The sequence below is a fragment of the Geodermatophilus sp. SYSU D00766 genome, from assembly GCF_054049915.1.
Map to the genome: position 1 here is coordinate 18230 of NZ_JBJGYI010000023.1, position 21034 is coordinate 39263.

General features: G+C 72.5%; 17 protein-coding genes. All 17 read right to left on the reverse strand.

Annotated elements, in window-relative coordinates:
• Positions 1-63: 63 nt before the first annotated feature.
• The 17 genes from ACI8AD_RS16385 to ACI8AD_RS16465 all read right to left on the reverse strand — a co-directional run bounded on the left by ACI8AD_RS16385 (position 64) and on the right by ACI8AD_RS16465 (position 21027).
• Positions 64-1116, reverse strand: coding sequence for a hypothetical protein (locus ACI8AD_RS16385; RefSeq protein WP_456871581.1), 1053 nt, complete (start codon positions 1114-1116; stop codon positions 64-66).
• Between the two features lie 82 nt (positions 1117-1198).
• Positions 1199-2785 (reverse strand): hypothetical protein, encoded by a 1587-nt coding sequence (locus ACI8AD_RS16390; protein ID WP_456871582.1) that lies wholly within the window; start codon positions 2783-2785, stop codon positions 1199-1201.
• Entirely contained in the window at positions 2751-4973 is a 2223-nt protein-coding gene (locus ACI8AD_RS16395; RefSeq protein WP_456871583.1) for a hypothetical protein, read from the reverse strand. The genes ACI8AD_RS16390 and ACI8AD_RS16395 overlap by 35 nt, the downstream gene beginning before the upstream one ends.
• Positions 4973-6931 carry a hypothetical protein gene (locus tag ACI8AD_RS16400; protein WP_456871584.1) on the reverse strand — a complete coding sequence of 653 codons (1959 nt, stop codon included), beginning with the start codon at positions 6929-6931 and terminating at the stop codon, positions 4973-4975. The genes ACI8AD_RS16395 and ACI8AD_RS16400 overlap by 1 nt, the downstream gene beginning before the upstream one ends.
• Positions 6928-7491 carry a hypothetical protein gene (locus ACI8AD_RS16405; protein ID WP_456871585.1) on the reverse strand — a complete coding sequence of 188 codons (564 nt, stop codon included), beginning with the start codon at positions 7489-7491 and terminating at the stop codon, positions 6928-6930. The genes ACI8AD_RS16400 and ACI8AD_RS16405 overlap by 4 nt, the downstream gene beginning before the upstream one ends.
• 248 nt (positions 7492-7739) lie before the next feature.
• The gene (locus tag ACI8AD_RS16410; protein WP_456871586.1) at positions 7740-11801 is read right to left on the reverse strand and encodes a hypothetical protein; all 4062 of its coding nucleotides are present in this window, start codon (positions 11799-11801) and stop codon (positions 7740-7742) included.
• Between the two features lie 371 nt (positions 11802-12172).
• Positions 12173-12592: a GPW/gp25 family protein gene (locus ACI8AD_RS16415; protein ID WP_456871587.1), complete on the reverse strand. Its 420-nt coding sequence runs from the start codon at positions 12590-12592 to the stop codon at positions 12173-12175.
• A gap of 2 nt (positions 12593-12594) precedes the next feature.
• Positions 12595-12891 carry a PAAR domain-containing protein gene (locus tag ACI8AD_RS16420; RefSeq protein ID WP_456871588.1) on the reverse strand — a complete coding sequence of 99 codons (297 nt, stop codon included), beginning with the start codon at positions 12889-12891 and terminating at the stop codon, positions 12595-12597.
• 55 nt (positions 12892-12946) lie between these two features.
• Positions 12947-13591, reverse strand: coding sequence for a phage baseplate assembly protein V (locus ACI8AD_RS16425; protein ID WP_456871589.1), 645 nt, complete (start codon positions 13589-13591; stop codon positions 12947-12949).
• Positions 13591-14706, reverse strand: a complete 1116-nt coding sequence (locus ACI8AD_RS16430) for a phage late control D family protein (protein WP_456871590.1) — start codon at positions 14704-14706, stop codon at positions 13591-13593. The genes ACI8AD_RS16425 and ACI8AD_RS16430 overlap by 1 nt, the downstream gene beginning before the upstream one ends.
• Positions 14687-15370, reverse strand: a complete 684-nt coding sequence (locus ACI8AD_RS16435; protein ID WP_456871591.1) for a CIS tube protein — start codon at positions 15368-15370, stop codon at positions 14687-14689. Before ACI8AD_RS16435 ends, ACI8AD_RS16430 begins: the two co-directional genes overlap by 20 nt.
• Before the next feature lie 1544 nt (positions 15371-16914).
• The gene (locus ACI8AD_RS16440) at positions 16915-17340 is read right to left on the reverse strand and encodes a phage tail protein (protein ID WP_456871592.1); all 426 of its coding nucleotides are present in this window, start codon (positions 17338-17340) and stop codon (positions 16915-16917) included.
• A gap of 11 nt (positions 17341-17351) precedes the next feature.
• Positions 17352-17534, reverse strand: coding sequence for a DUF6760 family protein (locus tag ACI8AD_RS16445; RefSeq protein WP_456871593.1), 183 nt, complete (start codon positions 17532-17534; stop codon positions 17352-17354).
• On the reverse strand, positions 17531-17896 hold the full coding sequence (locus ACI8AD_RS16450) for a hypothetical protein (protein ID WP_456871594.1): 366 nt from the start codon (positions 17894-17896) through the stop codon (positions 17531-17533). The genes ACI8AD_RS16445 and ACI8AD_RS16450 overlap by 4 nt, the downstream gene beginning before the upstream one ends.
• 14 nt (positions 17897-17910) lie before the next feature.
• Complete coding sequence (locus tag ACI8AD_RS16455) at positions 17911-18354, reverse strand: phage tail protein (RefSeq protein ID WP_456871595.1); 444 nt, start codon at positions 18352-18354, stop codon at positions 17911-17913.
• 26 nt (positions 18355-18380) lie between these two features.
• Positions 18381-19910 carry a phage tail sheath family protein gene (locus ACI8AD_RS16460; protein ID WP_456871596.1) on the reverse strand — a complete coding sequence of 510 codons (1530 nt, stop codon included), beginning with the start codon at positions 19908-19910 and terminating at the stop codon, positions 18381-18383.
• Positions 19903-21027, reverse strand: coding sequence for a hypothetical protein (locus tag ACI8AD_RS16465; protein ID WP_456871597.1), 1125 nt, complete (start codon positions 21025-21027; stop codon positions 19903-19905). The genes ACI8AD_RS16460 and ACI8AD_RS16465 overlap by 8 nt, the downstream gene beginning before the upstream one ends.
• Positions 21028-21034 lie beyond the last annotated feature (7 nt).

Sequence of the window (21034 nt, forward strand, 5' to 3'; positions counted from 1 at the left end):
CCGACGAGGCTCCGCACCGCGCCTAGGGGCCGGCGGCTGGCGGGTGGTGGCCACGGGTCCGCCCTAGGTCGTCGGAGTGGAGCTCGAGGGGGTCGACGTGGACGACGGCGTCGACGGAGGCGGCGCGGTGGATGCGGTCGACGGGGCCGAGGCCGACGAGTTCGTGGGGGTCGCGGTCCCTGCCGCCCCCGGGGTCCCCTGGTCACTCGGGGTCGTCGGGGTCGTCGGGGTCGTCGGGGTCGTCGGGGTCGTCGGGGTCGCCGGGGTCGCCGGGGTCGTCGGGGTCGCCGGGGTCGTGGACGCTTTCGCGCTCCCGGACAGTGCGCGCACCGATTCCTCCAGGTCCCTCACGCGGTCGAGAACGTCCGTGACGCGCGAGAGCGCGCACATCGCGGCCACCGGCTTGACCCAGCGCCGCTGGCTCGAGTCGATCTGCTCAATGCCCTTGTCCGGGTGCAGCGTCACCGCGCCGAGCAGCACCCAGGCGGCGTCGCACGCGCAGCCGCGGCACTCCGTCATCGCCTGGCACGGGTCGTCGGGTGCGTTGCGACCGGCGCGGGCTCCCGTGGCGAGGCCAGGTTCTTGGTCCCCGGCGGTCTCGAGCTGGCACACGGATCCCGGCAGCGCGTCGATCTGCTCCTTGGTGAACGCCTTCACGATCACCTGGTCCCGCACCCTCCCGCAGCTCAGGTGCGGGCCGTCGTCCCCGCACGAGCATGGGCCACGGCTGTCCGCGTCCAGGGTCGCCCGCCGCACGGCGATCAGCACTGTGGCAGGCGGCGTCTCGCATGTGCACGCGTCCGGGCTTAGGTCGAGGACGACGGGCGCCACGAGCTCGATCGGGTACCCCTGACAGTCCAAAGACATCCCACGCTCGACGCACAGGGTCCAGACCGGCTCCACAGTGGTCTGGGTCGGTCGCAGCTCGAGTCCGCAGACGACACCGCAGCCGAAGTACGCCCGCAGCACGGACTGCAGCAGCGAGCCCGGGTAGGCGGTGGCAGCGTCCAGGTCGTCGGCGCTGACCAGCATGCCGTCGTGGAACCGTACGCGCTCGATGCCCGTAGGCCTCGCCTTCTGCGGCAGCTCGAGACCGCTCTTCTGGTAGGTCTTCATCGGGACGTCGCTCCTTCGTCTCCGGCCGCCGCGCGGTCAGCTTCTCGGCACTCGCTGTCGGGCAGGCCGACGTCGTCGGCGCTCATCGCCCCTCCTGTCCGCTGCCGCCCGGTCCGTGGAAGCCTTCGCCCGCGTCCGAGCCCTCGCCCGACCCCTCGTGGCTTCGAGCCGCCGACCCGTAGCGCGGGTGCGGCGCGACCTGAAACGCCGAGATGAGCTCCGCGCCCGGCCTGGCCTGGCAACGGACCCCGCAGTCGAGGCCGACTGGGCGGGCGTCGAGCATCCGGCCACACGTGTCGCGGACGAGCTGTCCCCGGATCGTGACCTCGAACCTGGAGCCGCCGAAGAGGTTCGATCGCCGCCCCCGGACCTCCGCGTTCAACCACTCCTCGTCCGGGACGAGGCGGGCGCCTCGAACGTGACCGTCGCGCGTCAACGGTTCGATCTTCCTGAGCGGGACCCGGTAGCTGCGCCAGCTCGCGTCGTCGTCCTGGTACCAGGCCGTCATGAAGATGCCGGCCTCGTGCAGGCTGAGTGGGTCGAGCCGCCTGGTGAACCAGATCTCGAAGCCCTCGGAGGTGGGCTCCAACTGCCGGGCGAAGGCTTCCCAGGGCACCCGGGAGGGCCAGCCCCTGTCGATCCATGCCTGCCACGAGATGGTCTCCACCCGGGCGGTGTCGGCGTCGCAGCAGTTCACCAGCTCGTAGAGCAGCGGGTTGCGGTATACCAGCGGGCGGATGCCGGGTACCTCCACCGGGGACGACGGGCAGAGCCCGTACCGCGGCTCGCAGTGGGGCTCATCCGGCGGTCGCGGGCCCAGGCCGTGCGGCGGTTGCTCCTCCACCACGCCGTCCGAGGGCCCGTTCGTGACCGGTCCGGCGTCCTGCGCCGCCTCTGCGTCGTCCGGACCGCTGCGGTGCTCTGCGAGATCGCAGATCTGGATGCAGGCGAGCGGGACGCATGCCTGGGGGTCGGGGTCGTAGGTCCACCCGTCGTGGCCGGTCGGGCGGGACTCGCCGGGCGGCTTGAGGAGCCAGTCGACGTCACCGCTGGGGTCGACGCCGGTGCCCTCGCCACCGAGCAGCCCACCGGTGCGCCGCACCAGGTACTGCTCATGGGTGAGGCAGGCGCCGTCGGCGTGGCTGGGGCACCCCCGGTCGACCTCGTTGCGGTCCCAGCGGAGCGAGAAGACGACGCCCTCCTCCGACCAGTGGGCCCGGTCACCGGAGTACGTGCCGCAGTCGTCGACGAGCGGCGGGCGGGCGGAGAAGTGCGCGCGGAGCGTGTACCGGCCGGCCCGTTCCGGGGCGGGGCCGACGAGGTCACCGATCCCGAGCCGTCCGCCCTCCCACAACAGCATGCGGCCGCGCCGGTCGAGCGCGAGGCCGGGGGTGAGCTCCAGGCAGCCCCGCTGCAGGTCGAGCCGGCCCTCGGCGTCCGCGGACACCCCGAGCCCCAGGACCACGCCGAAGCCATGGACGGCGCGGTTGAGCAGCCGCTGCCTCTTGAGCTCGTCATCGAGCCCCGCGTTGAGCAGCTCGGCCGTCAGCATCTGGCGCTGCGTGTAGCTGGGCCGACGGGACCAGGCGCCCCGCTCGGGTCCGCTCTTCGTCTCCATGGTGGCTCCTTCAGCGTTACTGCAATCGGGATCCGGTGCCCAGGCGGGCACGGTGGTCCAGCACGGCGGCGTGCAGACCGGGGTCGGGGAGCGACCAGTTCCCGATCCGCGTCGTCACCCCCAGCCGCCAGTCGGCGTCGCCATGGAGCCGGGAGTCGGCGTGGACGACCTCGCCGGCGCCCGCCTCGGGTGCGAGGCGGAGATCGACGTCGAGTCGGCGGGTGCGGTCACCGCTCCGACCGCTCCAGACCAGCCGAACCCGGCAATGCGCCGGGACGAACGCATCCAGCAGCCGCTCGACCACCGGCTCCAGCGCCTGGCGGCCGCCGAGGTCGACGTCGAGCGTGACCGTCACGGTCCTCGCGCGCTGGGCCAGCATCGACGGCAAGTCCGCGCAGGCGTCGCCGAGCCGGGCGTCGCCGAGCACCAAGGCCCCCGCGCGCGCTGGTCGTGGCAGCCGGCGCAGGACGACGGTGTCCACGCCCAGTCGCGTCGGCTCCGCCCCGACCACCGGCACGTCGTCCCCTCCGAGGAACCACCCGGCCGGCTGCTGGGACGAGTCGGTCACGCCGGCCGGGCGTCCGGTCACCAGGTGCAGCAGGCGCTCGAGACCCTCCTGTGTGCCGCGGAGGTCGAGGAGCTCGGCGGCGCGCTCGAGCACGCTCCGGCGCACCGGTGCGGACAGCTCGGCCAGCGGGGGGAACCCCAGCCAGCCGAGCAGGTAGTCGGTCCAGTCGTCGTCCGCCGTCCCCGGATCGGACCTGGTCGGGAGCCTCTCCAGCGTCTCGTCGATGCCGTCGAGCAGCACCTCGTAGGGCCCGAGGATCTGGGCCAGGTCCTCGGCGGCGCGCGGGTTCTCCCGGTAGATGGCCGGCAGGTCGTCCAGGTACGAGCGGTCCGGGTAGCGCACCGCGAGGCCTCTGAGCTCGGCCGCCGTGCCGCCGGCCGCGACGTGCAGGCGGACCCGGAGCCACAACGTCGACTCCTCGACCTGGTGGAGGAGGGCAGCCAGCCGTTCCTCCTGGTCGCGGTCGCCGCGATACGTCACGCCCTCCCCATGCCACTCCAGCAGCGATTCCAGCTGCTCGACGCGGGCAGGCGTGGAGGGTCCTGCCAGGAGCTGCGCGGCGCGGTCGGCGAGCCACGCGTCGTCGGTCGCTGCCCAGCTCAGCTCCATGGTCGTTCCCGCCGGCAGCAGCGCGTCCACGTCCGCTCGGTTCCACCCAGCGCGCGGTCCGGCCGGGGACACCAGTCCCGGGGTGATGAAGGTGGCCCCGGAGGGCTCCCGCGCCGTCTGCGTGGGCGCGATCGTGGCGAGACCGCGCGCGCAGGCGAGGACGAGGTGCGGTGCTGACGCGAGGAGCGAGGTCGGGCGCCCCAGCACGCGGGGGACGTTCAGGCTCTGGTGCTGCTCGACATCCCCGCTCGCGAGGTCGATCGCCCGGTAGGTGGCCTGCCCACGGCCCGGTACGCCGTCGGGCACCGTCAGCAGGTGGACTCGCTCCCCCGGGCCGGCGGCGAGCAGCGTGCGGCCGCCCCCATGGAGGGGGTCGACCGGGACGGACCTGACCGGCCGCGGCGCACCGGCCGGGTATCGGTCGCTCCCCGGCGCGGGGTCCACGATGAACAGGGTGGTCGACGTGGCGGGGTCCATCACGACGAGGCCGGACCCTTCGACGCGGATGACCGACAGCTCGTCGCCGTCGGGCCCGTCAATCGGCACGGGCTCGCCGCAGGTACGGCCCCAGCAGTCGAGATGGCGCAGCCGCCACCGGCGCGAGGCACTGGCCTCGGTCACCCAGACGCCGTCTCCGCCGTCGCCGATCACGTCGGAGAGCCGCCAGCCGCTCCGTGGCCAAGGCGGGGTCAGCCGCTGCAGGCTGGCGGCACCGTAGCGGTCGAGCCCGCCGTCCGCGAGAACCCAGAGGAGGGTCCCACCCGCCACGAGGCGCCGCGCCGGCACCGGGCCGCTGATGTGGCCGAGCTCGGAGGCAGCGTGGTGCCGTGGCAGCAGGCGCATCAGCTGTCGCGACCTGGGACGCAGCCACAGCAGCTGGCCACACGCGTCGACGGTCGGCAGCGCCGCGGCGTCGGCCCTTGCCGCGCCGCGCAGCGGGTGCACCGTCAGCTCGTCCGGCACGACGAGCCGGTCACCGCGCAGCTCCAGCCCTCGTCGGACGCCCGCCCGCCAGTGGTCTGCCAGCCGGAACCGGTAGGAGTGCTCGTCCACGACAGGCATCAGTCCCACCCTCGCCCTGGCCGCTCAGTGCCCGCGCTGGCGACGGTGTCGACGCTGGCCATGACGTCGACCCGCCCGGCGACGACGAGACCGTCCGACGTCACCTGCACGGGCCCGTCCTGGGGCTCCCCGCCCGAGACCGCCACCCGGACCCGGGGCACGTCCGCTACACCGGGCACGTTCGCGGCCAGCAATCTCACCTCCGAGACCGTGAGGTCACGTCCCAGGGGCCACGGGTCGACGGCGTCGGAGCGCCGGACCGCCGCGAGACGGTTACGCAGGGCCGTCTCCACGGCGACCCGGACGTCGTCCCCGACCGCCCACGGCTGGGTCGTGATGGTCAGCCACAGGTCGACCGTCACGACGACCGGCCCCTGGACCACGAGGCGCTCTCCCAGGGCACGCCGCCGGCTGAGCCGCTCGGCGACCGCACGTAGGTACGACGTCGGCACGACGGCGGGACCGGCGCTCTCCCCGCCAGGGCCGGTGGGGACGAGGTGTGGTGCGACGACCAGCGTCCGGACGCCGTCGGCGGGCACGTCGGGGATACGGCGGTCGAAGCGGGAAATCACCTCGGCGCGGCCGACGGCCATGCCCGGCAGCGCGTAGGCGGCGGCCGTGAGGTCCTCGTCGGTGAGGAGTGCCGCGTGCCGCGTCGCGACCTGTCGTGCCGCGGCGACGAGCTCGTCGGCGCGCGTGGCGTCCCGGCCATCGGTGAGCGCGTGGCGGTTCGTGCCGTAGGCGACACCGGCAGCCTCGAGCGCCGGGACCGTCCACGACTGGCCAGGCCGAAGCCCGCCGGCTGCTCCGGCCGTGCGCGCCAGCTCGGTGTGGGCGATCGGAGCCCCCAGTGGCGGGCGGCGCCCGTTCAGTCCGTTGCCGAACTGGATGTGGTCGGGCCGCACGGCGTAGTGGGGGTCGTCTGGACCGGACCGGGAGAGGTCCGGTCGCTCCTCCCAGCGCTCCCGGCCGACCTCGACCTCCAGGGCTGGCCCGTTCGGCCGGGACGGCGGATCGACCAGGTCGGAGGTGACCAGGGCCACCGTCTGGTCCGGCTGACCGGTCCCGGACGCGCCGAACAGCGCGGGGGCGATCCGCTCGATCTGCACGATCGGGAGGGCGTTGACGCAGATCGCGCGCACGTGGGGCGGCACCGGGAAGAAGCCGCGGTCGAAGGACATGCGCAGCTCCGAGCCGTCGGCGCGGTCCGGCGCCGCGGGCGGGATCTCCAGCACGACGTGCCCGGTGAGAGCCATGCCGCTTGTGCCGTCGTGCTCGACGGCGAGCCTGGTCCACGGTCCGCGGCAGCCCGACCGGTACTCGTAGGTCACCGGTCCCCATGGCCGCTCGGCCGCAGACGGCGCCGGTCCGGGCGGCGGCGCGACGTCGAAGCCGAACGACACCGGGGCGGACTGCCCCGGCCGGCCCAGTGGGCCGTCGAACGAGAGCGTCAGCGCCGTCGCGGCCAGCCGGACCCCGTTCCCGAGGACCCACGTGACGCCGTCGAGGTCCGAGGAGGGCGCGGGCAGGTCCGCGCCGTCGATGGTGAGGTGGGCCCGGACGAGGCCGCGGGAGGTGAGGTAGACCGCCCGGGCGAGGACGAAGCGGAGGGTCGGGTGCGCGACGCAGGCGATGTCGGCACCTTCGGGAACCAGCCGGCCCTCCGGCAGCCGCCGACGGGGCCAGATCACCCCGCGGGCGGGCCGGGGCCCCCGTGGCCGCTGACCGAGGAGCGCGGAGAACGTCAGGCGGTGCCGGCCGCCGACGAAGCCGGTGCGGTACACCTGCTGGTCGACGATCCAGGCCAGCAGGTCGAGGACGGTCATGCCCGGGTCGTGGAGGTTGTGGTCCGTCCAGTCCGGCGCGTACCGGGGGATCAGCGATCGTCCGAGCTCGACGAGCTGGTCGAAGTCCGTCGTGTCGAGGGGGGTGACGAACGCGCTGGGGATCTCGCTCACGAGGACGCTCCTTCCGCGGTCACCACGACGGTGACGTGTCCGGGCTCCGCGCAGACCATGCCGTCGTCGGGCAGCTCCTCGAGCCGGTCGCCGTCCACCCGCGTGACGGTGGCCACTGCCACCCGGTCCAGGCCGGCGACCTGGCTCAGGACCCGCAGCAGGTCGGCGGGCGTCGGCACGCGGCCGAACGGCCATCCCGACCGGTCGGGACCGCCGGTGACCGGGTCGAAGAAGTCCACGAGGCTCGTCCGGGCGGAGTCCTCGACCTCGGCCCACCGCTCCGGCGGCGCGACGAGCTCCACCCGGACCGCGAGCGGGACGAAGGTCGGCCCGTCGACCTCGACGGACTCGTCTGCCAGCCCTCCCCACCCCGTCGTGCGGATGTAGGTGGCAACCGCCTCGAGCTGGACCGAGGTGGGGCGCGGGCAGCGGGAGGAGTCGTCCCGGACGGCGACGGCGACGTGGACGGGATCCCGGGGACCGCGCGGGCGCCGACACCTCGCGCGAAGGACGTCGCCGGAGGCCGCCACGGCCAGCGCCTCGACGTCGGCCGGCGTCATCGCCCGGCCCGCGTGGCGTAGCCGTGCCGGCGCAGTCGCTAAGACCTTGTCGGCGGGCGGCGGGCGGCCCCCCCCCGCGGGCCCGCCCGCCACCGCGACGGTCTCGACGCCCGCCACCGCCGTCGTCAGCCGTGTCGGCGACCAGGCCCGGAGATTGCCGACCGATCCCCCGCCCTGCTGGTAGCCGAAGCAGCGGATGTTGTCCCGGCCCGCGGGCGGGAGGCGGCCGTTTCGACCGTCCCCGAACGTCACCCGGCCGGTGGACGGTTCGAGGACGTAGACCCGGGCGGGGGGGGGGGGGGGGGGGGGGGGGGGGGGGGGGGGGCGCCCAGGCGCAGGCCCCCCCCCGGCCCCCCGCCCCCCCCCCCGCCCCGCCCCCCCCCCCCCCCCCCCCCCCCCCCCCCCCCCCCCCCCCCCCCCCCCCCCCCCCCCCCCCGCCGCCAGAGGATCCACGTCCCGGGGATGCGGTCCTGCCCCGCGAGGACGACTGGCGGCTGCGCCCCCCGCCGACGGGCAGCGGAGGTCCGCGCTTCCGCCTCCAGCCGAGCCCGCTCCTCGTCGCCGAGCTCCTCCCGTACCCGGATCTCGACACTCGCCGGCAGCACCGGCGCGGTCGAGAGATGGACGACGGTGCCCGGCTCGCCTCGGCTCGAGCCGAGGATCTCGTGCCCGATCGTCACGGCCTGACAGATCGGGACGGCGTTGGGCAGGAACGTGCGGACGGCCGGCGCCCACGGACCGCCGTCCGTGACGCTCCCGCCCGTGCCGGGCTGCGGGGCCTCCCCGCGGCGGAACCGAAACCAGATCCGGTCCTGCCCGAACAGGCGCACCGCGACCGGGTCGTGGTCCAAGGACAGGCTGATCGTGCCCGAGCGGCGCAGGGACGCCGACGCGTCCTCGACGGGGATCCGCTGCCAGCCGTCCGGCGTCCGCAGGTCCACCTGGACCGCCCCGGTTCCGGGTCGGTCGGCCGCGTCGACGAACAGGACGAGCGGACCGCGGCCGACCGGGCCCGTCATGCCGGCGAAGAGCGCCGGTTCGGCCGAATCCGCGTCGATGGCACGAGCCCCCTGGAAGAGTTCGAAGCTCGCCGAGGCCGCGGACGCCGCCTGCGTCTGGTCGAGCACGTCGACGTTGTTCTCGACCAGCAGCACCTCGGGCGCCACCTCGCCGAGACCGGCGAAGCGGGCCTCGATCGCGAGGATCTCCGGGGGGCGGAGCTCCGAGGTGTCGACGACGATCCTCTGTTCGGTGGTGTTACCCTGCCCCGGCTCCTGGCTGACCACGTAGGTCGGTCGCCCGTAGTCGCCCCCCACCAGCCGGGCCCGGATCCAGTAGTCGTCCTTCCCTCCGATCTCGGCGGTCGTGGTGAGGTCGGACGGGACGACGAAGCTGATGGTGCCGCCGGTGGAGAGGTTGTCCGTGCCGTCGCGGAAGTCGGTCTCGAGGCGACGCCAGCCGTCGCCGTCGTAGTACTCCCAGGACAGCTCAGGGTTGCGGTAGCCGCGCTCGCGGTTGGTCTGCGTCCAGGTCGGCGGCTGCGTCCAGGTCGGCGGTTGCCTCCCGGCGGCGCCCGCCGCCGCGGGCTGCACCTGCCACGGGTCGCCCAGCCTCACCCATACCGACGGACCGGCCGCGGCGCCGATCGTGACGCGCTGGGTCCGCGGGCTAGCCGGGTCCTCGAAGGTCAGCTCTGCGGGCCGGTCCGTCGTCTCCAGCCTGGCCAGCGTTCCCCAGTGGGCCGCGGTCACGACGGCCTCCGCAACCTTCTCCACGACCCGGTACGAGACCGCCTCACCCGCCGACACGCCCGCGACCGGCGGCTGCAGCGTGGCGACCCGGTCGGCGGACACGGCGGTGACGCGGTAGCTGGCCGTGCCGATGACAAGGCGTCCCTCTGGCGCGGTGTGCGTGGTGTCCTCGTCCGCGAGCCGGAGTCGGGTCTCGTCGAGAGCCGACTCGACGGTGCCGATGTGCTCGTCCTTCCGCAGTCGGAGGAACCGGAGCGCGGCCCCACTCGGGAGCTGAGCTCTGGGGACCTCGTAGACACGGACCTGGCCCTGCACGATCCGGCGGTTGGCGGCGCCGAGGGCGACCATGGTCGAGGCGGCCGGGTCGGCGGGGTCCGCCGTGATCTCGACCTGGTGGGGAACCCACTGGCTCTCGAGCTCGACCATGTCGTGCAGCTCGTAGACGACCGTCTGCAGCGCGGGCGTCGCCCGGAGCAGCCGTTCGCCGGACCCAGGGATCACGAGGGTCGGCGCGTCCCCGTCGCCCTGCAGCAGCAGCGGCCGCTTCGAGGAGGCCGGTGCCGGCAGCACGATCGGCGTAGCCCTGTCGCCTCCCTCCCAGACGATCCCTTCGTCGTCGGCCTCACCACGACCCACGGTCGTGGGCAGGTTCCCGACGCCGCGCACCGCCGGGTTCGCGTGCAGCGCAGACCTCGCCGCGACCTGGGCCGCGATGGGGTAGCCGGTCGCACCCGCCGCGCCCTCGTCCATCCCGTGCAGCCCCGACCGTCCGTCGGTGCCCGGGGCGACCGCATAGCAGACCCAGAGGTGCTCGGGCCCGGCGTCCGGACTGAAGCGGGTCGCCGCGGGCACGACGTCGAGTCGTGCCGCCGGTGGCGCGGGCTGCCCGCTCTGCGCGGTCAGGCGCCGCCAGGAGGCCGTCAGCCTCTTCTCGGTCGGGTCGTCCCCGATCGTGGCGATCCACGGGGTCCCCTGGTCGTCCAGTGCGAGCACTTCGAGGCGGTCGGGCCGCCGGGGCCAGTGCGAGCCCTGGACCGCGGTGAGCTGGCCGGCTGACGACAGCGCGGGGCCGCGCGGCGTTAGCGGGGTCCAGCCGCCGACCGCCTTGCCGTTGCGGTCGAGCCTCAGCACGTGCGGGATCCCCCTGGGCAGCCCGATCACGACCGCCGAGGTCCCTGCCAGGCCGGCAGGAGCGGGAGCAACCATCGCGAGGTCCGACGCGTCTGCGACGCCCGACCCACCCTGGGCTCCCGGTCGCGCACCGAGCGCCGCCTCCGGCCGCTCGAGTTTGTGCCAGGCGCCCTCGACCGTCACCACCGGCGGGGTTGGGGACACCCTTATGGTGGCGCTCCAGAGGTCCCCGTTCGCATCTACGACGACGACCATGTCGCCGCCTTCGGCGCGCTCCAGGGCGACCGGTGGCTTCCCCGCGAGCGGCATGCGCTGGCCGTCATCGGCGGTCACTCGCGTCTCGGCCCACCGCAGCGGGCCCGTCGCGTCGAGGAGGAGCACCTGGAGGTCGCCGTTCACACCCACTCCGTAGGCACGCAGGGGCGAACCGGTCGAGTGGGAGAGGACGACCGCGAGCTGGGTGATCGAGGAGTCCACCATCCTGATGTCCAAGGTGGCCGTCGCACCCTTCTTGCTCAGCGCCTCGGGTGCGGCCAGGGCGAAGGTGTCGAAGCGCAGGGGCTCCGGCCCGAATGGGAAGAACCGTCGTGTGGTCGCCAGCGGGGTGCCGTTGTGGGCCGCGTGCAGCACGGTGCGGCTCCCCTCGGTCGTCCCCGTGGTGCCCGCCCCGGACGCGACGGTCGACGCGGCGTCGTCGGCCACCGACGCGACGGTGAGCCCGACGCTCGACGCCCGGCGGGTTGCGGTCGGACGGCCGAGGACGCCTCCCTGAAGCTCCGCGCGCAGCCAGCGGCTCTTGTGCCCGTGGACCTCCACCTCCTCCACCGGCCCCGACCAGACCTTCGCGAGGCGAAGCCGGGACCCGCTCGTGCCGAGGACGTCGAGCGGGTGCCAGTCCGGCTCCTTCCGCCCCGCGCGGGTGCCGTACAGGGAGTACGTGACGTCGAGCCCGCGCAGCTCGCGGGCGAGGACGGCAGGTGCGAGGTCGAGGTCGACCGTGGCCTGCTGCTCCAGGTTGAGCAGTTCCTTGTGCCCGACATAGAACGCGTGCCGCTGCACGTTCCGCATACTGAAGGACTCGAGCGACGCGGCCCTGGTCGCCGTGCTCTCGGCCGGCGCCGGCTCCTCCAGCGGATCACGGAGGGTCACGAGTCCATTCGAGTCCGCCGAGAGGACCCGGTGGACGCGCCGTCCGAATCGGAGCGCGTCACCCTCGTCGAGGCCGGTCGAGGGACTGAGCTGCACGGTGGCGCTGCCGGTCGCGGCGAAGGTGACCACCCGGTAGTGCGAAGGAGCGGCGGCGGGCGGGTCGACGGACGTGACCCGAGCGGGCGCCACCTCCACCCGGTCGGTCGCCGGGTCGACGGCGACCAGCTCGGCCACCCGGCCGGGAACCACGCGGAGCTTGACCTGCGTCTCGAAGGTCACCTCCGACCCGCCGTCGGCGCCGACGGTCACCCGGGTCTGGGCGGGGGCGTAGACCGACTGCACGTGTTGCGTCCCGAGTGCCATGACCAGCACCCCACTGGCCGGCCGCGGGTCGCCCGGTGGCAGACCCAGCAGCTCGAAGAAGGCGAGGGCGTCGCGCCTGGCCGTTCCGTCCAGGCGCCGGGTCGTCTCTTCGACGAGGCGGGCGCCGATCGCGAGGAGCGCCGACCCGAAGTCGTCGGCCCCTCCGGTCGGACGCCACCGTGGCGTGATCGAGCCCGCCAGACGGCGCAGCACGCGGCGGAGCTCCGCGGCCCGACGGGGATCGGTGCCCGGGTGCACGCCGGCCTCCAGACGAGAACGGTAGGTGCTCATCGGCTCGCCGATTCCTCGAAGTAGAACGGGTACACGACGTTCCCTGGCTGGTTCGTGTCCCGGACCTGGTAGTCGATGACGACGTCGAGGCGGCCCAGATCCAGGTGTCGGGTTCCCACCTCCACCCGTCGCACCTCGATCCGCGCCTCGTGGTCACGCAGGGCCTCGCGCACCGTGGTCCCGATCTGGGCGACCACCTGCGTGCTGATCGCGGCGAACACAAGGTCGTGGATTCCGCATCCGAAGTCCGGACGCATCACCCGCTCCCCCTTGGCCGTGCCCAGGATGATCGCGATGGACTGCCGGATGTCCTCCTCGAAGGACGCCCGCTCAAGGAGTCCCGTGTCGGCACCGATCGCCACCGGGAAGGCCCAGCCCGTCCCGAGGAACTCGCGCCCCAGTTCGTCGTCGACCATGGCTAGCCGATCTGCACCGTCGGTTCACCGGCGCTGATCGCGTTCGGCGGCCCGGCTTCCAGGACCTGGTCACCCAGTCGCGCCGCTGGCAGCCCGCCGATGGTGACGGTCGTGCTCCCGACTGCGACGGTGCCCCCGACGTGTGGCTTGGGACCGTCGGACAACGGGCACGTGTGGAGATCCGACCCGGCACGCCACGCCGGTCGGTTCCCGACGAGCACGGTCGGGCAGCCCGGCCCGGGGCCGAGCGGTGTGCCGTGCGCGGTGAGGTCACCGACGCGCGCTGCTGGCTGGCCCATGCCTCCTCCTTTCGTCTCGTGGCGGCTGTCCTCGTATCCCGGCGACGTGGCGTCCTCAGTTGATCCGTACGAGCGCCCCCTGCAGCGTCAGGTTCCCCGACGACTTCACGGTCATCGACGTCGTGGCCTCGATGGAGACGGTGGCCGCCTTGAGGGTGAGCTTCTGGCCGGCGCTGACCGTGATGGCGCCGGACGAGGTCGCCACCGTGATGACGTTCTGCTTCCCGTCGTCGACGGTGATGCCGTCGTTGTCCAGAGCGATGCGCTTCCCGTCCGCGAGCGCCACTTCGATCTCGGGCTTCGCGCTGTCGTCGTTGAACCGGATGGTGTGGCCGGACCGGCTCTTGATCACCCGTGTGTTGTTGGCGCCGTCGTCGTTGTTCGCCGGTGGCTTCTGGTTCCCGTTCCACAGGACCCCGAGGACGTACAGACGTGACGGGTCGCCCTGTTCGGCAGCCACCAGCACCTCGTCGCCGACCTCGGGGAGGAAGTACGTCCCGCGATCGCCGCCGGCCATGGGCATCGCGGCGCGCGCCCAGTGGCTCGTGGCACCGTCCGGCTGCCAGGGCAGGCGCACCCGGACGCGCGCCCGGCTCTCGGGGTCCTTGTTGTCGGTCACCTCGCCGACGGCCACCCCCGTGATGAAGCCGTCCGACTCCCGGTCTGCCTCGCCGGCCACCTGCCACAGAGCGGTGTTCATCAGACCGTCGTCTCCTGCACCTTGAAGGTGGTGTGGTATCCGCCGCCGTCGATGGTGTGGGTCGCCTCCGACACGTAGTACGTCTTGCTGAAGGCACGCCCCAGGCCGTTCACCGTGACGTTGGTGTCGGGCAGCACCCCGGGGAGCCCGACGCACTCGCCGCCGCCGGTGACGAAGTCCTGGGCCCGCTCCTCGAGCACCGCCTTGGCTCGCGCGTCCGCCTCCTCCTGGGTGCGGACCGCGGCCCGGATGTTGAGCACCGGATTCGGCGCCAGCGTGGTGTCGATCCGCTCGCCGCCGCTCTTGGCCCGCGTGTCCCGGCCCGACTCCTCTCCCCGCCGGGCCCGCCCCACGATCGGCTTGCCCGTCGCCTCCGACCGGCTGTGCACCCTCACCTCCGCGATCTGCCGCGCCAGGTTCGCCTCGGGGCTGAAGCTCAGCAGGCCGGCGCCCCAGGTGAGCTCCGCGACGTCCGTCGTGTCGTTGCGCCGCGGGCCGAAGTAGAGGCTGCCGTCGCGCTCGTAAAATGTCGCCCCGTTCCGTTCGGCCAGCTTCGTCACGAAGACGAGGTCCGCCTCGTTGTTCTGGTCGATGCGCTCCTTGCTGGGGCTGGTGGGACGGACGTCGGTGCTTAGGCCTGCGGCCTGGGCCACGTCCTGCACGGCCACGCTGTCGGGCTTGTTCTCCCAGTGGCGGGTGTTCTTGCCGACGGTGAGGGGGTACAGGCCGTCGCTGCCGCTGACGGACAGCTCGGGCGAGGACCCGGCCGAAAAGTCGGTGCTGAGCTCGGTCACCGGCCCGGTGAGCATCGGACGCAGGTCCCGGGGGTCGCCGTAGCCGAGCGCGACCTCGACGGTCCGGCCGAACGCGAAGAGTTCGAGCAGGTCCACCCTTTCCTCGTGCCGCGTGGCCAGGAACTCGCGGGCGTCCCAGTCGAAGGCACCCGCGACGGTGAAGGAGAATCGACCGGCGGTCTTCTCCTTGAGGTCGACGCTGACCGAGGTGACAGCGAGGTAGAGGTCGCGCAGGACGTCCTCACCGCCCACCTTGACCGTGAATGCCGGGACGTAGAACCGCTGGTGGGTGTGGTCCTGCTCAAGCTGGGCGAGTCGCACCGCTGCCTCCCTTCGGCTGCTCGACGTCGATCGGGGGCAGCACCAGTACTCGCCCCGGGGGGATGCGCCGGGGGTCGTCGATGTCGTTGTGCCGGGCGATGAGCCGCCAGTACCGGGGTTGGCCGTACTCGCGGGCGGCGAGCAGCCAGATGCTGTCGTGCGCCTCGAGAACCCGCCGCTTGGTCTTGTCGGCCGAGTTGCGCCGCGGTTCCGACAGCTGCTGGGCGACCGTCCGGTACTGCTTGAAGGTGACGTTGAGCGTCGCCCGTACCGGCGTCCCGTCGGAGGCAAACATCGTCAACCGCTGGGAGATCTTCTCGACGACGGCGACGAAGTCGAACACCCCCCAGCGGAACTCGACCCGCGGTGGGGCGTGGAGGTCTCCGTCGATGGAGAGCAGATCGGTGAGGGGCTTGGTCAGCTCCAGGACGTCCGCGCTCGCCCCGTCGGTGAAGGTGTCGAAGAGCAGGTCCATCGTTAGGACCCGGGAGTTGCCGTTGACGAACTGGATGATCGGGTTCGACAGCCCCGGCGGCGCGGTCTCCTGGAAGTTGGCGGAGTACTCGACGTTGTACTCGGTCGGGTTGAACAGGACGGTGATCGGATTCCCGGCGTTCTGGCCGTCCAGCGGGGTGATGATCGCCTTCGCGAGCTCCTGTGCCATGCCAGGTCACCCTCTTCCTCGGCGCTGCTGCTCGATGCGCACCCGCTTCTCGAACCGCTTCCACAGCTCCCGGTCGATCCGGTCTAGGTCGACGGGCAGCGACCTCACAGGCGCCGGGGGCGGGGCTGCGGTGGTCGCTGAGGTGGGGGGCGTCAGGTCCTCGGCGGGGCGCCGGTGGACCAGCGGAGCCGGCGCGTGGGCCTGCACGACCCCCGGCTGTCCGCGGAGCGCCGAAGTCGCCGGCTGCCGCGCCGCCGGTCGTGGTGGCAGGTCGAGCACGGTCGGAGCAGCGGTCCGCCGGCGCGCGGCCTGCACGGTCGACGGGGGGGCGATGGTCCGGGCCGCGATGTGCCTCGAGATGGATGTGGTGGTTACGGGGTGGGGACCGGCGGCCGGCACCGGTGTGGCGTGTGCCCAGGTGCGACGCCGCGGCGTTCCCGGGTGATGGCGGCCGGGCCACGGGAGCAACTCCCGGTGGTCCGGCCTGGTTCCGGCTGCCCATCGGCCGGCACGGGTCGCGCCCGACGCCGCAGCCCGTTCGCCGCCGGTCCCTGTGTTCCAGGTCGGCTCCTGCTGTGCGGTGCTCGTCCGAGCAGGTCCTGAGCCTCCCGGGGTGCGAGCAGGGGTCGAAGGGACCCGGACCGGCGGCGCGGACGGCCGCTCCCGTGATACCGCCGTCCCGCCGACGGTGCTCGCGGGAGCGATCGTGGGCGGCGCTGCGGGACGGGCGGAAGACGTCGCGAGCCCCGGCCGACGCTGTGGTGGTAGCTGGCGGGGGCGGTCGGCTGGGATGCCAGGCGGTCCTTCCGTCCGTGCCGGCTGCTGCACCGGCGGCGTGCTGCGCGGGGCGTCACCCGTTGGCCGGGACGGAGCCTGCTGCCGGAGCTGGACGACCGCCTCGGCGGACGCGGGGACGGGGGTTCCGGCGGACTGTGTCGGTGCGGTGCCCGTGGGCGCTGCCGTGGCACGGCGAAGCGACGCCCGGACCGGGCTCCCGCGCTGGACGAGGCGCGCCGGCGGCGGTATGGCCGTCGCGCGGGTAGTGGAAGGAACCGACGCCGGTCGTGGCTGCCCGTCCGCCGCGCGACTGCCGTCCCGTCGCGGTGGCGGCGGGACGAGGACACCGTGGGTGTCGGTACCCCGTCCCGGTGCCCCGGGCGCCGGCCCGACCCCGACCAGCCCGAGGCGAGGTGTGATCGGTGCACGGGTGCGCGATGTGGCGAGAGCACTCGCCTCCCGGCGTCCCGGGGGCCGTGCATTTGGTCCCTGGGCGGGACCCGGCGTCGACGCGACCTGCCGGACGAGCGTGGTCAGCCGCTCCGCCGTCCACAGGCGCAGGGAGAAGTACAGCGAGAGCTCCACCGGCCGGCCGTCGGCGGACCGGACCGTCGGTGCGGGGGCGGTCCGAGCCGGACGCCGGAAGACCAGGGACAGCGGTAGGGGATGCCGGGACGAGCGACGTGTCGGTCGGCACGACTCCCGTGCGGAGCCGCCGCCACGGCGTCCGCCCATGGGCGCCGGACGAGGCGGAAGTCGGCTGGACGTCATCGCTGCCTCGTGATCCCGTGGTGGGCCAGCTCGACCGACTCGGTGGCCACGGAGTCCGACAGGGCGTCCAGCTCCGCGCCGGTCCACTTCACCGGGTACGCGCCGACGCAGATCCAGCGCCACGCTTCTTGGCCGGCCTCGTCGAGGAGGAGGATCGAGACGGTCCGGCGCTGGACCCGGCCGGCGATGACCTCCTGGTGCCAGTCCCACAGACACGCGCCGACCAGACCCCGCTGGAGGACGAGCGGGGGGTAGGTCGTCTTGGCGACGAGCTGGTGCTCGAAGTCGTTGACGCCACCTTCCCGGTACGGCTCGACCTGGGTCTGCCGTTCGACGCCGGAGACGGCGCGGAACCCGCCTGCCTCCGTCCCGTCGATCTCCACGACGAAGCGGAAGACGCGGTAGGGATCGGGTCGAGCCAACGGTCACCTCCTCAGGTGATGTCGAACGGGTTGCTCGGTCCGCCGTTGAGCCGGCGGTTGATCTGCGAGATCTCCTCGCACCATCGCCGGCGCTGCGCATGCTCCAGCGACATGAGTTCCGTGTGCGGCCAGTGGAAGTGGTAGGCGATGAAGGCCATCTCCTCGTAGAGCTGGTCCACGGGATAGGCCGTCATGCTTTCCCCAGCGCGTAGGTCCTCGCCGTCTGACCGTCGACCAGGTGATTCGCCTCCTGGCTCGCCGCGGCCTCGTCGGCGGTGTTGAGCCGCTCGTACAGCTGCTGCAGGTGGTCCAGGTCGCTCGCGAACAGGCCCTCGATCACCTTGGTATTGACGTCGGGGAGTGAACCGAGGCGGGTGATCACCCGGGCGAGGATGATGATGGTCAGGTAGGCGGGGTTCTGCTGCACGCGGGGGTCCTTGAGCGGCAAGATCTCGTCGGCCGCCGTGGCGAGCCGCATGACGCCCTGGGTGTGCAGGACGCCGTCAGAGTCGAGGTATCCCTTCGGGAGGGTGAAGTCGACCTCGGTGGCGAACATGGGTCAGCCCTTCTTCACGGAATCCGTCGGATGCCCTCGTTGCACAGCTCGAGGGTGTCGATGGCGACCTCGTTGCCGGTGCCGTTGAGGTCGGTCGGGTCGTACTTGCAGGGCCAGGCCCGCGTCACCTCGTAGGCCGCCTTGTCCTCGCCGGCCTCGTTCTGGATCCGGATGACGACCGTCTTGCGGATGTCCTCGAGCAGAGTCGCTCCGCCGACGATGAGCTGGTGCCAGTCGGCCAGCTCCATCGAATCGGTCACCCCCCACTTGAGAGTGACGTTGCCGTACTTCGTGAGACCGCTGAGCCTGCGGGCCGTCAGCTGCGCCTCGTCACCCTCGCGGTAGTCGATCGGGTCGCTGGAGAGGTCCCCGATCGTGACCTCGGAGAAGGCCGCCTGCTCGAGCCCGTCGATCTCCAGCCGGAACCTGAACCGCCGGAGCGGATCTTGGCGTGCCATCGGTCACCCCTCCTCGTTCGTCGGGATCATGACTTCGACTCCTGGGTCTTCTGGAAGACCCGGAACACCACGAACTCCGCCGGTCGGACCGGCGCGATGCCGACCTCGATGATCAGGCGGCCGTTGAGGATGTCGTCCTCGGTCATGGTCTCCCGACCTACTGCGACCGAGAACGCGTCCTCCTCCCTGGCGCCCAGCAGCGCACCCTCGCGCCACTGGGTGCGCAGGAACAGGGTCACCGTCTGCTTGATCCGCGCCCACAGCCGCGGGTCGTTCGGCTCGAAGACCACCCACTGGGTGGAGTTGTAGATCGACGCCTCGAGGAAGATGAACAGCCGCCGGACGCTGACGTACTTCCACAGCGGGTCGCTCGACATCGTGCGGGCGCCCCACACCCGGATGCCGCGCCCCGGGAACCGCCGGATTGCGTTGACCCCGCGGGGGTTCAGGACCTCCTGCGTGCCCTGGTTGATGTCGAACTCCAGGTCGATGGCACCCGCGACCACCTCGTTGGCGGGCGCCTTGAACACGCCTCGGGTGTTGTCGGTCAGGGCGTAGATTCCGCAGACCGCGCCGCCCGGCGGGACGAGGGTGCGGCCGCCGCTGCTGGGGTCGCTCATGTAGAACCACGGGTAGTAGAAGGCGCCGTACCTGGTGTCCGTCACCACGCTGCGCGGCTCGATGCCGACGGCGTTGCGCTCACCCTGGAGGGTGTCGACGACGGCGAAGCGGAACCTGTTCCGCTCGCAGTGCGTGATGACCTTGCGCGCGACGTCATAGTCCGCACCGGGGGCGTAGACGATGGCCACCTCGCGGAAAGCGTCCAGCTCCAGCGCCTTGAGACCCTTCCGCTTGCGGGGGTCGCCGTCCTCGGACTCCACCTCGTAGTCGTCCGGCCCGACGGGCCCACCGTCGCTGCCGCCGGCGAGCCGGCCGGAGATCTGCGCCCCGGGGATCGCGGCGTCGTCGGCGGCCGTCATCTGGACGAGCGTGGAATTGAAGTTGTTGACCCGCTTGGCGAAGTAGGAAGGCGACGCCGCGTCGAGGCTCAGGTCCTCGAAGTCCTCGCTGATGGACGGCCGCGTCAGCGCACGGTCGATGTCGTCCTCGGACTCCGGCACGTCCGCCGGGTTGGCCCAGTAGTCGAGGCGCAGGCGGAAGCCCACCGGGTCACCGGCGGCGTTCAGCGTGGTCCCGGGCCCGATGCGCACCCAGGTGTTCTCCGGAGCGGTCCCCGGTCCCAGCGCGGCGACGGTGAAGCCACCGCCCTGGAAGGTGGCCGCCGCGGCTCCGTCCCCGACGACCCGGGTGATGTAGCACCGGCGTCCGCCGTTGTCGAAGAAGGTCCTCACGGCGTACGGCATGTACTTGCCGGCGGCGAATACGTCACCGAACCACCGCAGGTACTCGCCGCTGCTGGTGACGAGCCAGGGGATCTCCGGCCCCCGCTGAGTCTCCCCGAGGAACGCGGCCGTGCTGGTCGCGACGCCTTCGATGGGCTTGGGCCCCCGTTCGATCTCCTCGACGTAGACGCCGGGAGCGAGGTACTCAGGCATTGTCTGTGCCTCCTGTCGTCGCGGCGTCGCCGCTCCCCACCTTCAGCAGCTCCTCGCGAAGGGTCGTCTCGGCCTTCGCCCTGTGCTGGTCTCGCTTCTTGGTCGCGGTCTCGAGCTTCTTCTTGAGCGCCGTCACCTTCGCCTCCGCCCGCGCAAGTGCGTTCTCGGCGTCCGCGAGGGCGTTGATCGCCTTCAGGAGCTCGTTCGGCACGTTGGCCGGCTGCGTGAGGTGCGGCCCGGTGTCGGCGAATTCCTCGCGCTTGTCCTTGGCGCACCCGAGAAGGTAGAGGGCCAGCCCGTAGTGCCCCGCCTGCCGTTCCTTGGTGACCTCGTCGCGCAGCTTCTTTAGCTCGGCGTGCTGGCTGACCAGGGTGGCGGTGAGCCTCTTCCACCCGCTGAGGACGTCGCTGCGCTTCTTGACATCTGAGTCGGCCTTCAGCTTGGCAAGATCTCTCTCCGCCGCCGCGAGTTCCTCCCTCAGGGTCTCCGCGTCGCTCTCGAGCTTCTTCCCGGTCTCCTTGCTGGCCGTCACGAGTTCATTCACGCGGGCGACCCTCGGAGTGCCCAGGGACTGCGTCAGACTGTCCTCTTCCCGCTCCAGATACTCCGTATACGCATCGTCTTCGGCCTCGAGGCCGGCGTACGCGCTCTTGTAAGCGGTGACATTGGCTTCGACATCCTTTTCGGCGGCCTCGATCGCGCTGAATCGGTTGTCCGCGTCCGAGAGCTCGATGTCGGATTCCTGCTTCTCCTTGTCTGCGCCCTCGACCCGCTTCTGCGCGCTCTCCCTCTTCGCTCGCAGCTCGTCCTTGGCTCGGGTGAAGGGGTCGGCGTCGGGCACTGGTGGCGAGCCGGTCGAATAGGTCCCCGTTCCCGCGCCTGCGCCTGCGGTCGATGAACCGGCGGCTGGTCCGGCCGCAGCCGCGGCAGCCGCGCCCGACCCGCTCCCCGCGGCGGCAGATTCAGCTCCGGCCGAGGTCTCCACGCCCGTCGCGTCCCCCGCGTCGGGCGCGTGTTGCCCGACGGCCTGACCTTGCGGCTGCACCTGCTGGTCGATGTCCTTCTCCTGGGCCGTCGGCGGTGGGACGTCGCCGGGCGCTGCCGATGGATCGCTCACGACCGCA

Bases quoted from the DNA above. Each gene is read 5' to 3' on its own strand.
- ACI8AD_RS16385 (WP_456871581.1), bottom strand. From the start codon at position 1,116: ATGAAGACCTACCAGAAGAGCGGTCTCGAGCTGCCGCAGAAGGCGAGG.
- ACI8AD_RS16395 (WP_456871583.1), bottom strand. From the start codon at position 4,973: ATGCCTGTCGTGGACGAGCACTCCTACCGGTTCCGGCTGGCAGACCAC.
- ACI8AD_RS16405 (WP_456871585.1), bottom strand. From the start codon at position 7,491: ATGACGCCGGCCGACGTCGAGGCGCTGGCCGTGGCGGCCTCCGGCGAC.
- ACI8AD_RS16415 (WP_456871587.1), bottom strand. From the start codon at position 12,592: ATGGTCGACGACGAACTGGGGCGCGAGTTCCTCGGGACGGGCTGGGCC.
- ACI8AD_RS16420 (WP_456871588.1), bottom strand. From the start codon at position 12,891: ATGGGCCAGCCAGCAGCGCGCGTCGGTGACCTCACCGCGCACGGCACA.
- ACI8AD_RS16425 (WP_456871589.1), bottom strand. From the start codon at position 13,591: ATGAACACCGCTCTGTGGCAGGTGGCCGGCGAGGCAGACCGGGAGTCG.
- ACI8AD_RS16435 (WP_456871591.1), bottom strand. From the start codon at position 15,370: ATGGCACAGGAGCTCGCGAAGGCGATCATCACCCCGCTGGACGGCCAG.
- ACI8AD_RS16445 (WP_456871593.1), bottom strand. From the start codon at position 17,534: ATGACGGCCTATCCCGTGGACCAGCTCTACGAGGAGATGGCCTTCATC.
- ACI8AD_RS16450 (WP_456871594.1), bottom strand. From the start codon at position 17,896: ATGTTCGCCACCGAGGTCGACTTCACCCTCCCGAAGGGATACCTCGAC.
- ACI8AD_RS16455 (WP_456871595.1), bottom strand. From the start codon at position 18,354: ATGGCACGCCAAGATCCGCTCCGGCGGTTCAGGTTCCGGCTGGAGATC.
- ACI8AD_RS16460 (WP_456871596.1), bottom strand. From the start codon at position 19,910: ATGCCTGAGTACCTCGCTCCCGGCGTCTACGTCGAGGAGATCGAACGG.